Origin of the sequence: Massilia forsythiae (assembly GCF_012849555.1) — a bacterium.
Classification (GTDB): Bacteria; Pseudomonadota; Gammaproteobacteria; order Burkholderiales; family Burkholderiaceae_D; genus Telluria; species Telluria forsythiae.
In genome coordinates this window covers 79,574-95,192 of sequence record NZ_CP051686.1, presented here as the reverse complement: position 1 = coordinate 95,192, position 15,619 = coordinate 79,574, and the positions used below count along the sequence as shown (strand labels likewise).

At 58.5% G+C, this 15,619-nt stretch carries 15 protein-coding genes and 1 pseudogene; 4 read left to right on the top strand and 12 right to left on the bottom strand.

The window, feature by feature from the left end; all coding sequences use genetic code 11:
* The first annotated feature begins 209 nt into the window (after window positions 1–209).
* The 4 genes from HH212_RS26770 to parM all read left to right on the top strand — a co-directional run bounded on the left by HH212_RS26770 (window position 210) and on the right by parM (window position 3,456).
* Window positions 210–623 carry a hypothetical protein gene (locus tag HH212_RS26770; RefSeq protein WP_170205768.1) on the top strand — a complete coding sequence of 138 codons (414 nt, stop codon included), beginning with the start codon at window positions 210–212 and terminating at the stop codon, window positions 621–623.
* A gap of 189 nt (window positions 624–812) precedes the next feature.
* The gene (locus HH212_RS26765; protein WP_170205767.1) at window positions 813–1,112 is read left to right on the top strand and encodes a hypothetical protein; all 300 of its coding nucleotides are present in this window, start codon (window positions 813–815) and stop codon (window positions 1,110–1,112) included.
* A gap of 181 nt (window positions 1,113–1,293) precedes the next feature.
* A complete protein-coding gene (locus tag HH212_RS26760; protein WP_170205766.1) occupies window positions 1,294–1,962 on the top strand; it encodes a hypothetical protein in 669 nt (222 codons plus the stop codon).
* 351 nt (window positions 1,963–2,313) lie between these two features.
* Window positions 2,314–3,456 carry a ParM/StbA family protein gene (gene parM / locus HH212_RS26755; RefSeq protein WP_170205765.1) on the top strand — a complete coding sequence of 381 codons (1,143 nt, stop codon included), beginning with the start codon at window positions 2,314–2,316 and terminating at the stop codon, window positions 3,454–3,456.
* Between the two features lie 1,218 nt (window positions 3,457–4,674).
* On the opposite strand, the gene HH212_RS26750 is transcribed toward parM, so the two are convergent.
* The 12 genes and pseudogenes from HH212_RS26750 to merC form a co-directional block, all read right to left on the bottom strand.
* Window positions 4,675–5,970 (bottom strand): hypothetical protein, encoded by a 1,296-nt coding sequence (locus tag HH212_RS26750; RefSeq protein WP_170205764.1) that lies wholly within the window; start codon window positions 5,968–5,970, stop codon window positions 4,675–4,677.
* Between the two features lie 579 nt (window positions 5,971–6,549).
* The gene (locus HH212_RS26745) at window positions 6,550–7,860 is read right to left on the bottom strand and encodes a ParB/RepB/Spo0J family partition protein (RefSeq protein WP_170205763.1); all 1,311 of its coding nucleotides are present in this window, start codon (window positions 7,858–7,860) and stop codon (window positions 6,550–6,552) included.
* Window positions 7,857–8,894 (bottom strand): ParA family protein, encoded by a 1,038-nt coding sequence (locus tag HH212_RS26740; RefSeq protein WP_170205762.1) that lies wholly within the window; start codon window positions 8,892–8,894, stop codon window positions 7,857–7,859. Before HH212_RS26740 ends, HH212_RS26745 begins: the two co-directional genes overlap by 4 nt.
* 339 nt (window positions 8,895–9,233) lie before the next feature.
* Window positions 9,234–9,926, bottom strand: a complete 693-nt coding sequence (locus HH212_RS26735) for a hypothetical protein (RefSeq protein WP_170205761.1) — start codon at window positions 9,924–9,926, stop codon at window positions 9,234–9,236.
* 153 nt (window positions 9,927–10,079) lie between these two features.
* Entirely contained in the window at window positions 10,080–11,099 is a 1,020-nt protein-coding gene (locus HH212_RS26730) for a tyrosine-type recombinase/integrase (protein WP_170205760.1), read from the bottom strand.
* Window positions 11,100–11,572: 473 nt separating this feature from the next.
* Window positions 11,573–11,695, bottom strand: coding sequence for a hypothetical protein (locus tag HH212_RS27640; RefSeq protein ID WP_255487033.1), 123 nt, complete (start codon window positions 11,693–11,695; stop codon window positions 11,573–11,575).
* 169 nt (window positions 11,696–11,864) lie between these two features.
* On the bottom strand, window positions 11,865–12,440 hold the full coding sequence (locus tag HH212_RS26725; RefSeq protein ID WP_170205759.1) for a recombinase family protein: 576 nt from the start codon (window positions 12,438–12,440) through the stop codon (window positions 11,865–11,867).
* Window positions 12,441–12,571: 131 nt separating this feature from the next.
* Window positions 12,572–12,799, bottom strand: a pseudogene (locus HH212_RS26720) (DUF3330 domain-containing protein); the annotation flags it as partial.
* A 50-nt stretch (window positions 12,800–12,849) separates the two neighbouring features.
* A complete protein-coding gene (gene merE / locus HH212_RS26710) occupies window positions 12,850–13,086 on the bottom strand; it encodes a broad-spectrum mercury transporter MerE (RefSeq protein ID WP_001087807.1) in 237 nt (78 codons plus the stop codon).
* Window positions 13,083–13,448, bottom strand: a complete 366-nt coding sequence (merD, locus tag HH212_RS26705; RefSeq protein WP_001277463.1) for a mercury resistance co-regulator MerD — start codon at window positions 13,446–13,448, stop codon at window positions 13,083–13,085. The genes merE and merD overlap by 4 nt, the downstream gene beginning before the upstream one ends.
* A gap of 17 nt (window positions 13,449–13,465) precedes the next feature.
* Window positions 13,466–15,148, bottom strand: a complete 1,683-nt coding sequence (gene merA, locus HH212_RS26700; RefSeq protein ID WP_003055149.1) for a mercury(II) reductase — start codon at window positions 15,146–15,148, stop codon at window positions 13,466–13,468.
* Window positions 15,149–15,186: 38 nt separating this feature from the next.
* The gene (merC, locus tag HH212_RS26695) at window positions 15,187–15,594 is read right to left on the bottom strand and encodes an organomercurial transporter MerC (RefSeq protein ID WP_000522993.1); all 408 of its coding nucleotides are present in this window, start codon (window positions 15,592–15,594) and stop codon (window positions 15,187–15,189) included.
* Between the last annotated feature and the right edge of the window lie 25 nt (window positions 15,595–15,619).

The window sequence follows — 15,619 nt, the reverse complement described above, 5'->3', positions numbered from 1 at the left end:
CGCATATCAAAAGCTCGACGCCGTCGCGCTTGGGTAGCACCTCTCTTGCAGGTGAGAAAGAAAAGTGCAATACTTCGATGTCGCTCCGCGGCACCGTCTCTGGGCTTTTCTTGCCCCTCCCCTACTCCTGCTATCTGCCGATACCAAGAGTGGGACCGTCCCAGCTCTCTCCTTTTTAACGCCGGCTGCCGGCAATTAGGAGAACTACCGTGACGAACAATTCGCTTCCAGAAGCGCACTCTCAACCTGCCGAAGGCGATCGCCTCGAGGTCTACCATACGGGCGGCGGCTGCATGGCCTGGCGCCTAATCGAACCGGACGCTCCTGGCCTCTTCGCCCTGGTAACAGACGAAGGTGGAACCCATATCCCTACCGAACCCGATACCGAAGATCTGATCATCGGGATCTGCGACGTCCAGCTCGACGATCCGCTGCTGGTGCTCGAAACCGACGGCCGCGCCGGTCTCTGCCGGTGGTACGTCCAGAATGTCGGCCACGATCCCGACAAGGAGCCGGACGGGCCCCGCCCGATCCGCCAACTCATCGAGGACGTAGCGACGCACATGCTGCTCCGCTGTGTCGAACCGCAGGATGCTTCCAGCTCTGGATTGGCTGGGTCCTGATACACCAACTCGCAAGCATGCCCAGACCGGAAATCCCTGGTCTGGGCGCTGCCGGCGCCTTACTCACGCGCTGCCTCGATCTTTTGGCAGTCGCCCTCCCCTTCTCTACGGTTTCCGACATACCGATGTCGCAAGCCGAATGCGGCTCCGCTCTTTCACCACGCCGGTTTTCGGCAATAAGGAGCACACATGCACGTCCAACAAGCGTTAACGCAACAACAATCCACGAATCTGCCCCGCCCTGGCCTACCCGATTTCGAGAGCAGCTTCGCCGCATATACCAGCCGCGCTGCGTCGGTCTACAGCTGCGAGGTGCCCCTGCTTGCAGCACGCCTCGGGGCGATGCGCGCAGCAGACGAGACTGGCTTGCCGATGACTGTCTTTCGAACTGCGGATACCCACGGTTGGGCATACACCAATCCGATATCGCGGGTGCTACACAAGGCAGAAGTATTCGTGACGATCCTGCCAGCTCGTTTCTTCTTTTAGCAACACTGCCGCTGGCGGCGAATCTTTTTCGCTCTAAAAAGCAAAAAGTTCGGCATTCCCGCCCGGAATAACTTTTTCGGGTGTTCGGTTGCTACACACTAATGAAGTGGTCGTTGCGTGGCTTTTGCATCGGCGCTTCAAACACAAGCTGTTCCCTCAAGCCTAATTTGGAAAACAAATCATGTTCAAAAAACAAACCCTCGGTGACCACGTCACTATCCCTACCAAAAACCGCCTTCCCGACGTGAAAAAGTGGGCCTGGGCCTACGTCGTGACCGCCCTGCTCTACCTTGTCGCCGGTGGGCCACCGCAATTCGGCTTCCTCTTCCTGATGATGACGTTTTTCGCTGGCGCACTCATCCTTCAAAATTCCGAAAGGAATGAACAGGTCGCAATCGCGGCCGTCATGACCGTATTCCTGCTCGTCAACGCCATTTTCCTGGCGCTGCCGCTGCCGGGGTTCATGCCGCATTCGGAGAACCTGGCCGTGGGCTTCTGGATTATCGACAAGCTGTGGTACGTCAGCGGCATTGCACTGTTCCTGCCCGTCCTGGTCGACAAATTCGTCAAGAAGACTGGCGGTCACCGGTCGTGGGCAATTGCCGTTGCGTTTGCCGGGCAGTTTCTGCTGACGCTGTACCTGCACAATGAGAAGCAGGAGGAGATGTATGCGCCTGTCCAGTGCGAGCATGTGGTAGGCCTGACCTGCACGCCCGTGGCAATGCCGATGTCGTGGTACACCCGTTCGACGCTAGCAGAGGACTTGGTGTTCGGCCTGCAGGTCGTGCTGCTGTTGGCCGCGTTCAACAAGAAGGATGAAGAGCCGGTTCGACCGGACACGAAGCAGTAATGAAAGGCTGGGCGCGACAGGCGCCCTGCCCTTCAGTGGAAGTTAGTTTCCAAACCCGGCCGCCTCTAGCAGCCGGGTTTTTTTTTGCCTTATCCGTCGAGAACCGCAACTACTTGGGTGAACGATGCAATAAGACCCATATGGGGTCAAATATGGCCTATCTGACCCAATGGTGTCTGCATTTTGGATATTTCCGCTCTTGAAATGGCCCTTTTTGGCCTTTTCAGTCCCTATATGGCCGCGTTTGACCTTGCTTTGAGCTTTGCGTTGATGTAAAGTAAGCAGGCAGTGAATCTAACTGAACCCCCGCTGCAGGGGCCTGCGGGGGGCAATTTGATACGAGGGATCGATATGGGCAATAACACTCTGGCTGAAACTCTGCGCGTAGTGGGGCAGGACGATGGACACGATACAGTGAAGACCTGCATTGGCTGGGATCCGGCGACGAAGGAATTCCAATACGGCTATCACAAATCCCGGGCCGTCCAAGGCCTGGAGCAGGTGATGGCACTTGGGCGCCACGGTGGCGTTGGCGGCGCATATGCGACCGACGATCAGCGCTTCACCATCGCGGACGGGCAGGGCCTGCTGCGCTCCCTGGACACGCGCATGGAAAACTACGCCTTGTCCTCGCTCAACCGGGTGTTGGTCAATCATGCGCTTTCCTCTTGCGGCCTGGCGGACACCCCGATCTACTTGGTGACCGGCCTGCCGGTCGACCAGTACTACCGTAACGGTGCACCGAACGAGGAAATGATCGGCAGCAAAATGAAAAATCTCGCGATGTCGGTTCAGCGTATTGGTGCCGGCCCTGGGATCGCAAAGATCGTGAAACAAGGTGTGCTCAGCGAGGGCATTGCGGCGTTCTACGATGCGCTCATCCAGCCGGACGGTACGCTCGATGCGTATATAGAAGAGCTGATTGCGCGGCGCCCGATCGGCGTCGTCGACGTCGGCGGCAAGACGACCGATATCGTTGTGATCTCCGAGAACGCCAGGTCGGTATATCCGCACCGCAGCGGTACGGAAAACATCGGTGTACTCAACCTGCTCGACAAGGTCGGTGAGCGCATCAAGGCGGAGTTCCAGCTGAACGCGAACCCGCCCACCCCCTATGTCGAAGAGGCGTGCCGTACGAAACGCTTCGAACTGTTCGGCGAATTCAAAGACGTAAGCCATATCGTCGAAGCTGCATGCCGAGACTTCCTTGCAGAGGTACAGAACTTCTTCGTTTCAAAAGTCGGTGATGGCTCCGACCTGGGCGCGATACTGTTCGTTGGCGGTGGCGCAGCTCTGATTGTGTCCGCTCTTGGCGAGGACGCATTTGCGAGCGTTTACAAGGGACGAAGGATCATTGCGAAAGATCCGGAGTTCGCCAATGCAAGAGGTATGTGGAAGTATGGTATGTTCGTCGTTTCCCAAGCTGAGCGGGCCATGCCGAAAGAGGACGTCTCCAAGGCATCGCGCTCCAGCACGGTCGCACTAAACCCGTAAGGAGCTTTTGAATGGCAACGCCCCCGACTTCAAGCAACGTAAAAGTAACTCTGCGCGCGACGCCCGTCGGGGCACGTGTGATCCAGAGGCTTGAGCTACCGAACCTAGACAAGAGTGCGGAGCTGCGTCGCCTTGTCGAGCTCGGATTCGCTGCCGAGTTGGCGGGCTTTACGCTGGATGGCACGGTACTCCGTTTCGGCGGGCGGGTTTGGGATATGCGAACTGAACTTGGCCAGGTGGATGTAGGCAGTCCAGAACCTGTGGCGCCAGTCCAGCCCGGTGGTGCGGTTTCTCGCGCCAGTCCCGAAGCAGCAGCAGGGACGGTTGTGCAGACCAGCGAGCTTGTCCCAAACGCGAGTGCAGCATCGGGCAATAGTGGCTCTGTGGCATCGGAGGCGCAGGGACAGTCGGAACTAATGACGAACCTACGCGGCCTGGCCGGGGGAAAATAACGCTTATCTGCCTCGTAAAAGACGACCTTCTGGTCGTCTTTTTTTTCATGTAGCGATAAGTGCCTGGGTCCGGCTTTTTCGAAAGGTGAGCTGCTACGGGGACGTTATCACCTTTCTCGGCGTTCGATCTTGCCCGTTGTTTAGAATCTAAACAGTGACCTCACTAACCTCTAGGGCCTAGCGGATTCGAGGACATGGCTTTAAACCAAGTTGACCCTCGCAAACATCCTGCCTGACTAATCTATGCCTTGTTTAGATTCTAAACGCTGCTGTGCTTGGCGCATCGTGTTTAGATTCTAAACACCTGCACCGGAACCGGCGTGGCACTAGGGCTCGCGGTGAAAGTTGTCGCGCGAGACCTCAACAACTTTTCCACTACCTGGCCGAGATGCTTGTTTCGAATCTAAACAACGTTTCGGCTTATGCCCCCCTGGCCTCGCTAACGCCCAGGCGTTTCGTTCTCGCCATCGCATAGTCGCGCTGGTGTTTAGAATCTAAACATAAATCTGTTCGATCGGATTAGTTCGCGAAGACGAGGACCTATGCGCTTACAGCGGAGAGTGTACGTCTAAGCCAACGCAATAGGCAGCTAGGACAGAAGCAAATCGTTGTGCCGCTGTTTAGATTCGAAACAAGCGATCTTTCAACCCGCGATGTACGCGGAGGGTATGTAGGCACGTGAAAATTTTCATGACCATTCCTCAGATGGACATCGGCCAAGGACTTATGCAAGCTGGGTTTTCCACGGGAAACTTAACCATTTTCGTTATTCTTTCACCTCCACAAGATTGCCTCGATAGACGCCGCGATAAAGGCCAACCAACATGCCGCCGGCGTAGACCTCGTATGTACTGCCGCGGCTTACGTCCGCGCTACCGTCGTAAAAACGCACGGTCATACCATTGCTGACATGCCTGAACTTCCTAAACGCACACGTCTTGCCAAACTCCAAGAGGTTGAGATGATCGATCAGATCTGACCCGCTGCTCGGCTTACGAGCATCCGGCCGCTCACCAGAAGCATGCGATCTTTGTACCGGAGCGTCACTGGCTGGCACAGGTTCAGTTGTGACTGGTGGACTGGGAATCATGTTGCGAGCGATGTATGCAAAGTCTTCCCCGCAAGACATTAGGCGACGCAAATACAGGACGGCTCTACCACCAGTCGCGCCTGCCTTAGCGAGCTGGTCTTTCTTGGCTTTCCAAACGTCTTGTAGACGTTGGCATTTTTCTTTGGCCAAGCGCATTAGACCGCAGATGCCTTTACCGCTGATTCCAAATACCGTGTGCATCTCCGCCAGGTCAGCTGGAATGCGAATCGTCTTTTCGCCTTGGGTTTCAATGATGAAGGCCTCGCTTTTAAGAGAGGCTTCTTTTTTTAGAAAGACGTTGTTAACACCTATATAGCCGTCGGACATTTTGGTCTGCTCACCCGGGTTTTCAGCCGGTTTCTGTGGAAAACTCGCTAGGCCGTCGGACATTTCTGTCCGCTCACTTGGCGACTTATCCACAGCAGTTCCGGACCCTTCCTCTGCTCCTTCGGACTTCTCGACACCGTCGGACGACTCGACCTGGGCGCTTGATCCCGGTCGTGAGGGCTCGACAGCAGGATTAGTGCAAGTTGCACCCATAGAGCCGTCTGTGGCCGCTTCTGGGCCGCTGGGAGGAGGAAGAGGGGCGACGTCGATCGGCAAGCCCACGATCTTTCGCAGCTCGGCAGAAAGGATGAATTCCCTGCCGGCGTATTTGCCTTGCCAGTTACGGCCGTCATGGTGTTCGCTCGGCCTGAGCCATGCGTTTTCCGTCATGAGCGCAATGGCCCTGGACACGGTTTTGGCGCTGATTCCTAAACGCCTTGCTGTGGTGTCCATGCGAACCCAGATCGGCCGCGCTGGGTTTGCGATGTTCGCTCTGGACAGCAGGTCGATAAACGCTCGCATAAACGATTTCGTCAGCTTCTCGCGTAAGAGCGGATGCGTTTCGGCTCGGAGCAGGTAAGGCCTGATGGGTGCCGGATAATCATCATAGGCGCTCAGCATTTCGTTATAAGTAAGGTTCAGCATGCCGAACCTCCCGTAAACGTACCTGTAAAGCCACTTTTTGGGTGTGACGGTCCCTCCGAGTTGGTCGGATACAAAAAATACAAAAACATAGCAGCCCCTACGGTGCCGGGCACCGTAAAAGTGTTTGACTGCCGGCTAAGGGGGGGGTAAGATGAGGGTTCTCAGGCTTCATCTGGTCCACCTAACCGGGACTAGAAAGAAAAACCCCAGCTCTCGGCTGGGGTTTTTTGTTTTTAGCTCTTCATGAGCATCACTCCTTTACGCTTCGCACAGTTGGCCCAGCGTCGGGCTGGTGAAAAAGCAACCTGTTTAGAATCTAAACGCTTGACTTGGCGCAAAAAAGAATCGCTATTCTGTTTAGAATCTAAACAGAAATGCTGATTCCCTACATTCTGTTTAGAATCGAAACGCTCTTCGCCGCTACGGTGGTGTTTCGATTCTAAACAAAACGAGCCTGCGATCGGCAGGCTGGAACGAGTACACAATGCAGACACATAACGGTTATACAGGGGGGTATAGCCCTCCCTGTCACCCGCGATGTGCCGGCGCCGGCATTCGTCGATCAAAGCACGTTTCACTTCAATTGCTCCCGGCCTGGACTGCGCTATCGGACGCGTCTGAGGGGACTGCGACCGACGAGGCCTGTTCCTCTAGCCAAGCCTGCAGCTTCTTCTCAAACGCTTCCATATCGACATCTGGCGATTTGCAATTCACCAACACTGCTCGCTCAGACGGGTCGCGCTTGGTGGTGAAAATAAGCTTGCCAGAGCTGGTGATAAGGCTACGATCCGGGTTGTCCTGCGGACGACCTTTGATCGCCTGAAGTACCCAACCTTTGAGCGTGTTCTGAGGCTTTCCATCGGCAATACGCTCGACACCACGCTCGATCTCGGGCAGATTGTTCGGATATTCCTTGACCAGGCTGAGGATCACGCGCGATGTCTCATAGCCGAACAGGCTGGGCTTACGATGCAGGTACGCCAAAATACTCGGCGGCAGTTGGAGCATCTGTAGGCAGCCATTGACCTTGGACAGATTGAGGCCAGACCACGCGGCGAGTTGACGCTGGTTCGTTACCAGTTTCTGGTCCACAGCGATCCGGAGCAAATCCGCCAGCTCGAAGTCGGACAAACCATGGCTGCCGATAGCAGCGAGCATGGTGTGGACTTGTGCTTGTTTATCGTCTTTCTCTTCGACGAAAGCATCGATTTCAGTCCAGCCGAGGCTTAGGGCTGCACGCTTCCTACGGTGGCCGGCGATAAGCTCGTACCGGCCGTCGGCCTTCTTGCGAACGCGGATTGGCTCAGCATGGCCGGCCGTATTCATCGTCGTCGCAAGGGCGTCTATCAGCTCCGGATCGTATTCTTTGCGCGGTTGATACGGAGAGTCATCAACCAGGGCGAGCAAGATCCGTTGCGTAATCGGGTGCGCTTGACGGACCGCTTGCGCGCCAGGCGTCAATGGAAGGTCAGGCGAGGGCGGCTCTCCAGTGTCGGCAATGGGGGGTGAATGGGAACTGAGCGCTGCGGGATGTTCGGCTGACGCTTGCTTGTCTACAGCTGGCTGGTCCGCAACAGGGCCATTCGACGGTAAGTCCGGCGATGCCACAACCGAAGCTGCCGTTCCATCTTCGCTAACAGGGGACTGGCCAGCAACCGCGGTATCGGAAAGCTCGTCGGCCCCAGCGCCCGCCGCTGGCTGGTTTGCAGCAGGTCCGTTCGACGATACGTCCGTCACCGTCGCAACCGGCGACGCCGGTCCATTCGCGGTCGGCGTCGCCGGCGTATCGGACTTAGCAGACTCGTCGCCGCCGTCGGTCGATTCCCTGACGTGTACCTTGCCAGATGCGACAAGGCCACTCACCTTGATCGGCCCGCGTTTGCCGCTCATGCTGCCCTCCCAACGCCCGCGAGCGGCGCAACGCTATTCACATCGGCCAGCTTGATTTGAAAAATTCGGATGAGCGACTTCGTAAGATCCAGCACGTCACGAGCGCCTACTGAGTTCGGCTCCTTCTCCAGAACCGGGCCATTGTTCTTTTCGTCGAACGAGTCGGTCTGCCGTACGAATCCGATAAAGTCGCGAACGACGGTGTCGTTCAGCTGATTCGGGTATTTCGAAACGAGATTGGACAGTTCATCGTTGTGCGGCTTCTTCGTTTGGTTGTACCGATTCACGATCACGTGGAAGTCGAGATTGAGGCCAGACTTACTGAATGCGGTATTCAACTCATGGATATTCGATTCGAGGATCTCCAACGCCTTCGTGCTCGGACCTTCTGGAACCACGACAGCAAGTAACTTTCTGCATGCGGTCATCAGCGTGTTGGTCAGCAAGGACGTCGACGGTGCCGAGTCGATCACGATCACATCGTACTGGGAGAAGAAATCTACATTCTTCTCCAGGAGGCGAGAGAAAACGAACTCGCGGCTGGTTGCTCCCATCAGCCAACCATCAATGTCAGCAAGGGTGATGTCCGACGGGATAATGTCGAGCATGCCGCCCTGGTAGATCGGCCAAACCGCGTTCTGAATATCGACTGGCTCTTTACGCTCGTTGCGACGCATCAGCTCGCCGACGTGCACGATCTTTTCTGAAACCCAGTCGATCCCGAAAAGGCCCGTCAAAGAAGCTTGAGGATCGCCGTCGATCATCAGAACCTTGTGGCCCATCATCGCCAAGGCCGACGCGATATTTCCGCTGATGGTCGTCTTGCCTGTCCCGCCTTTGGCCATGCGGAAGTTAAGTATCGGTGGGAGGGATTTGGAACGCACTGTATCAAGCGGGAGCGAAAGCATCGTCATGCGAATCCGGCGGATATCTTCCGGGGTATAGATGCGATGGTACTGGCCTTGGTTGGCAACGGCGAAACGCTCACGGAAGGCCTTTGGCGACCCGGAGAAGCCGCACAGTTCCTGCGCCATGCGCGCTTTCATACCAGTAAATTCTCGCATCGACATAAAGCCCCCAATGATTGATGTTCAGGCATCATACAATCGTCGAGGGAACATTGCAACGAAAAACACGACAGAATCTACCCTGATCCTAATGATGTTGCGACGAAACCTAACGAGTGCTCGCGCCATCTAATGTCGGGTAGAACTTCTACACGACGTGGTGCGAAAGAACGGAAGATGGAATGTAGCATCGCGCCAAAGCCATTTTTGGGCGAGTCCTATCGAAAAAACGCGCGTATTCGCAAACTGCATCGCCATGTCGACCAAGATGCACAGCAGCGGAGGTTTTGAACGGCTGCGGTATCACTACCGTGCAGATGCCATCGCAGCCATCTGATCGAGCATCGCCTTTATGTCCTCGATGCGAAGATGGCTTTCGTTGCGAAGCAACTGCTTATAGAGCAGGGATTTGAAGGGGATCGACTCAACAGGACGGATCGGGACTGCCACAGCCTGGCGGCCGCGTTGGAAGACACGCGCAAAGTAGTGCGACTGCTGGAACTCGATGTGCAGCGACTTGTCATGCTTCGGACCGTGGCCATCGAACTTGACAGCCGGGAGCTTGTTTTCGAGCAGGGCCAGGGTCTGATAGGCCTCCTGAACCGTCAGCTGGATCACGATCTTGTTGGGCCAGTCAAACGCCTTCGGCCCGGCGCCCGCAAGCGCGACAGCGCCTTCGACGTTCACCGTGTACTGCCTCGTCGCCCGGGTCTGCGCCTCGGCGATGCAGAGGGCAGCGCCGGTACCGACGATTTTAAAACTGTAGTATGGCGCGGCGCTGTCCACGTTCGACCGCGGTGCCGGCGCCACCGGCACCATACCCAGCTCAGCCAAGTAGTGCCGCGCGGCTCCGGCGCGTGGCGTGCGCTGCGCGATCGCGTCGAGTGCGTCGAAGAAGCGGCGCTGCTCGCGGCACGCCGCGGCCACGACCTGGTCGACCGTCGAGGTGCTGCCGAGACGGCGCAGCGTGTCGCGGACGGCCGGATCGAGCACGCGCACCGTCGCCTCGATCTCGTCCCGCCGCTGACCGTCGCCGCCGGCGAAGTCCAGCAGCGCGGCCTGGAATTGCTTGCCGGCGTGCGTGCCCGCCAGTTCGAGCAGCTGGTCGCGCGAGACGGGGGCAGCGACGCTTCGGCCAGGATGCGCGTGATTTCAGACAGCTTCATTCGACTTCTTCTTCCTCGGTTTCGCGGTTTCATACAGCTCGGTCGACCGCTCAAGGGCCAGGCCCAGGTATTCTTTCACGTCGGCCTTCGTGCGGCCGTTCTTCAATTCTCGGGCTGCGAACGTGTTGCGCAAGGTGCGGCCGCCGGCGCGGTTGACGTCGAGCCCGGCACGGACGAATGTCGCCTGTACTTGTCGCCAGAGCGTCACTTTCGACATCGGCTTGCCGGTATGGTCGCCTGGGAACACGAGGTCACCGGCGAGGATCCGGTTGCCCTTCGCATCTTCGGCCAGCCGCTCCACCAACCATCGGCGCAGCGCGTCGGCGCCATAGTCGTAGACCACGGTATCGTGTTCGTAGCTCGTATCGTGTTTGTCCTCTGGATTGATCTGCAGGCGGATCGGGCCGTGGTTGAACGCGTCGTCCACCTCGTCGATGTGCAGGCCGATCACCTCGGCCACGCGCAGCCCACCGAACAGCATCGAGGCCTGAGCGGCGTGGTCGCGGCGGCGCTTCCAGCCTTTCGGAAGCCGGCCAGCTCGGTTCGGGCCCGGCTGGTCGAAGGAGGGCAGGGCGGCAACGAACGCGTCGACCTGGTCCTGCTCCAGTGCCTCGGTGCCCTCGTTCTTCGCTAGGTACCGATTCTCGCTGGCCAGCTTGGTCGCCGACGTCGCCGGGTTCGGCGCGATTTTCAGGTGGGTGTAGCACCGCTCGAGCAGGCGCAGGTATCGCACGGTGATGTCGCTGTTCTGCTCTCCGCGCCGGCGCAGCTGGCTGACGAAGCGTACCAGGTCCTGTTCGCCCACTTGGGAGAATGGCCGCTTCTCGCCCGCCAGCCAATTCGCGAACTTGCTGAACATGAAGCCGTAGATGGCGGCGGACTTCGAGGACACTGGCGCCGGTTCGGCTTCGCCCAGGCGGCGGCTAGTCTGGGCAAATTCGGCGGTCTTGACGAAGGCCGTGAACGAGGCTACCGGATTGGCGTCCCATCGTTTCGGGTCAAGCATGTGCACCTCGCGTTTTTCGCCGGAATTAGTGGCCAGGTGGCCGGCGCCGAAGGCGCCATCCAGCAGGGTTTTTGAAGGGGTAAAGTGTCCCCCATGATACCATAAATGAAACTAACGGACATGCAACCTGTTGTAGACCCAAGGGGTAATTCCGCTGCCGCTGTCCGCCGGTGCCGGGCCCGGGGGGACTCTTTCTGCTCTCTCTGTTCTTTTCGTTCTCTTAGCTCTTTCAGCACCCGATGGCGGGCGGCCAGGCGACGGGCAGGGCGTGAATAGTCCGCGGCGTGTCTGGAGGGTGAGTTTGGTTTCTTTATTTGTGCGTTAGTTTCATTTGTGGTTTGGCCTATACGGCCGAGATAAGAACTTACCAAGTAAGCTTAAAGAACCGTAGTGTAGAAAAACAAACGGCCCAATCTTACGAAAGGGCCGTTGTCGTTTTATCGCCAGGGCCTCGCCCTGGCGACTTGGAAAATTTAGTCCGCCGAACGATTGTAGGCGTAGTGAATAATAAAGTTGCGGATCGCTAAAATCGGCGCGAACTGGGCGCGGAAATCCCGCACCAGAAGTTCTTTTGTATAGTGGAAGAATTCTTTCATTTATGCTCCTTCAGTCGCTTTATGTCTTGCTACGAACCTAGCATTGAACCTCTTTAGGATCAACCAAGAAACGATGTTGAAAGGTAGTCTGTCAACACCAACCCTCAATCTAAAAAAACTAGCTTTTTGCGACACTGGGGTGACCAGGGAAAAAGGAAAAAATCGGGCGCTAAGCCTCTGGGGTCTGAGGTACAGCTTTGAGGTATTGGTACAGGGTCTCCCGACTGATGCCGAACTCTCGAGCCAGCGTGGCCTTCGGCTCGCCGGCACCGGCGCGGCGGCGCAGCTCGACAACTTGGTCATCCACCAGTGCTTTTTTGCGGCCACGGTATGCGCCGCGCTGTTTGGCCAGCGCAATCCCCTCTCGCTGCCGCTCGCGGATCAGCGCCCGCTCGAATTCGGCGAAAGCCCCCATCACCGATAGCAGCAGGTTCGCCATCGGCGAGTCCTCGCCAGTGAAGGTCAGGCACTCGTTCACGAACTCGATGCGGATGCCTCGCCTGGTGAGCTGGTGCACCAAGCGACGCAGGTCGTCCAGGTTGCGGGCCAGGCGATCCATGCTGTGCACCACCACCGTATCGCCCTCGCGCGCGAACGACAACAGGGCATCGAGCTGCGGCCGCAAAGTATCTTTACCCGATGCCTTGTCGATGAACTGCTTATCGACCTGGACGTGATCGAGTTGGCGTTCTGGGTTTTGGTCGAAACTGCTGACTCGGATGTAGCCGATGCGTTGACCGTGCAAGATGCGTCTCCAGGTGGCGAAAGTGTCAGGGCAACTCTATGACCCTTTGCGGCACCTGTCAAGAAATTAGGATTTGCACCCTATTCGGACTGATCTATTCAAGCTATCCTGACATAAGGTTAGGGTATGCCTCAATCTGACGGCTGCGAACCGCCAGGGACAGGCGCAATGTCAGATTCTGTCGCGGCCTTGGCGCGTGCCTGGAAGCGTTCATAGCAATCCAGCCCGCAGAAATGTTCGACGTATTCCGCGCCTTCCGGGGTGAAGGCGGCATCGAGCGGAATTTCTTTGCAGCATACGCAGCAGGTGGTGCAACTGGCAGTGTTCGGGGCGTTTGCGTTCATGGTGGTACTCCTCCAGATTGGTAGCGAAGCTCAAAGCTGCCCACTCTCGGCTGGCTGGGAAGCGGTCATGATCTTCCCTTGAAGGCCCGCAGCAGCCGCGTCACAGACAGGACAAACAAGCCGGTCAGCGTGAGGGCTGCAATACCCCAGTGCTCCCCGATGAACGCGCCGGCCGTCGTGCCGGCTAGCACAATGGCGAGAATCGGCAAATGGCAGGGACAGGTGAGCACGGCCAGCGCGCCCCACAAGTAGCCGGTGATCGGTTTGTGCGTCTCAGACGGCAAGTGCTCTGGGCTGTTCATGGCAGACTCTCCGCGTGCTGTGCCGGTTCGGTTGGCATGGCGGCCAGTTGCATTTCGAGGCTGGCCAGGGCCTCGCGCCGACGCTCGACGAGTTGCCGCAACACGGCAAGCTGCGCAGACGCACCGTCACCGTCCGCAGCATCCAGCGCCCGGCACAGCCGCGCCAGTGCGTCCAGGCCGATACCCGCTTCGAAGGCAGCCCGTACAAAGCGCAGCCGTTGCAACGCGGTGTCATCGAACAAGCCGTAGCCGCCCGTGGTGCACGCGACCGGCCGTAGCAATCCGCGCAGCAGGTAGTCGCGCACGATATGCACGCTCACCCCGGCATCAAGGGCCAGCCGGGACACTGTGTAGGCGCTCATTGAACACCTCCTTTTCCTCATCCGGCGCAGCACGAAAGCTGCTTCACGTCCTTGCTGAAGGTCTGCGCCGCGAGCTTCAGCCCTTCGACCATGGTCAGGTAGGGGAACAATTGGTCGGCCAGTTCCTGCACGGTCATACGGTTGCGAATGGCGAGCACCGCCGTCTGGATCAGTTCACCCGCTTCCGGGGCCACCGCTTGCACGCCGATGAGCCGTCCGCTACCTTCCTCGATGACCAGCTTGATGAACCCGCGTGTGTCGAAGTTGGCAAGCGCACGCGGCACGTTGTCCAAGGTCAAGGTGCGACTGTCGGTCTCGATCCCGTCGTGATGTGCTTCCGCCTCGCTGTAGCCCACGGTGGCGACCTGCGGGTCGGTGAACACCACGGCCGGCATTGCGGTCAGGTCCAGGGCCGCATCGCCGCCAGTCATGTTGATCGCAGCACGGGTGCCGGCCGCTGCCGCCACATAGACGAACTGAGGCTGGTCGGTGCAGTCGCCAGCCGCATAAATGTGTGGCGTACTGGTGCGCATGCCCTTGTCGATGACGATGGCCCCCTGCGCATTGGCAGCGACTCCCGCCGCTTCCAATGCCAGGCTGCGCGTGTTCGGTGCCCTGCCAGTGGCGACCAGCAGCTGGTCGGCGCGTATTTCACCGTACCCGGTGGTCAGCACGAATTCGCCGTCCACATGCGCGACCTGGCTGGCTTGCGTGTGTTCCAATACCTTGATCCCTTCGGCACGGAACGCGGCTGTAACGGCCTCGCCGATGGCCGGGTCTTCGCGGAAGAACAGCGTGCTGCGTGCCAGGATCGTCACTTTGCTGCCCAGCCGGGCAAAGGCTTGCGCCAGTTCCAGCGCCACCACAGACGAGCCGATCACGGCCAGGCGCTCGGGAATGGTGTCGCTGACCAGGGCCTCGGTGGAAGTCCAGTAGGGTGACTCTTTCAGGCCCGGAATCGGCGGCACGGCCGGGCTGGCACCCGTGGCGACCAGGCAGCGGTCGAACGCCACCACACGCTCGCCGCCATCGTTTAAACGGACGGCAAGGCTCTGGTCGTCCTTGAAACGCGCTTCACCATGCAGCACGGTGATGGCCGGGTTGCTGTCCAGGATGCCTTCGTACTTGGCGTGGCGCAGCTCATCGACGCGCGCCTGCTGCTGGGCCAGTAGTTTGCTGCGATCAATCGCAGGCACAGTCGCCGCGATGCCACTGTCGAATGGGCTTTCACGGCGCAAATGGGCGATATGGGCAGCGCGGATCATGATCTTGGACGGCACGCAGCCGACATTGACGCAAGTACCGCCGATGGTGCCGCGCTCGATCAGCGTGACGTTCGCACCTTGCTCGACGGCCTTCAGCGCCGCCGCCATCGCGGCTCCGCCGCTGCCAATAACGGCGACGTGCAGTCCGTCCCCATCACCACCAGCCTTGTCGCCACCGCCCAGCCATCCCAGCGCCTTGCCAAGCAGTCTGCCCCGCGCTGAAGTGGATGGGGCATCGGCGGGTGTGGCCTTGTAGCCGAGGCCGGCCACAGCGGCGGTCAGCGCCTCTGGCGAGGTGCCGGGATCGGTGGCGAGTTGCGCGGAGCCTTTCGGGTAGGACACGAGCGCCGACAGCACGCCCGGCACTTTCTCCAGGGCGTCCTTGACATGTGTCGCGCACGAGTCGCAGGTCATTCCGGTGATATTCAAATACATTGCATCGTTCCTTTTCGTTTCGGCAACTGCCAATGCAGTTAGCCGTGTTTGGGTGGTAGTTCGCAGCGGCGGTTGGCCGGTGAGAGCAGATCCCAGATCGACACCCCGATCATCAAGGCCAGACCGACATAGAGGAGGTTCGCCGTCCACCAATTGCCAAAAAACAAGAGCATGGCCGCCAGCACGATGGCTGGGCCGACCATCCCGAGCAGGCTGCGGTACCATTGCCGATGACTCAGCCAGCCCAGTGCATTCGCCAGCAAAGCCACGACTGCGAACAGCGGCAGCAGCTTGGAGATAAACAACCCTTCGTATTCCTGTAGAAAGCCAAGGCCGATGGCCGCGCCCAGGCTGGCGATAGCCGGGAAACAGGCAGCGCATCCCATCGCGGAAACAACGCTGCCAAGCGCGCCAGCCTTGTCGGCAATGCGTGTAATCAGTCCCATGATCGCCCCAGGTTCGGGTTCAGTG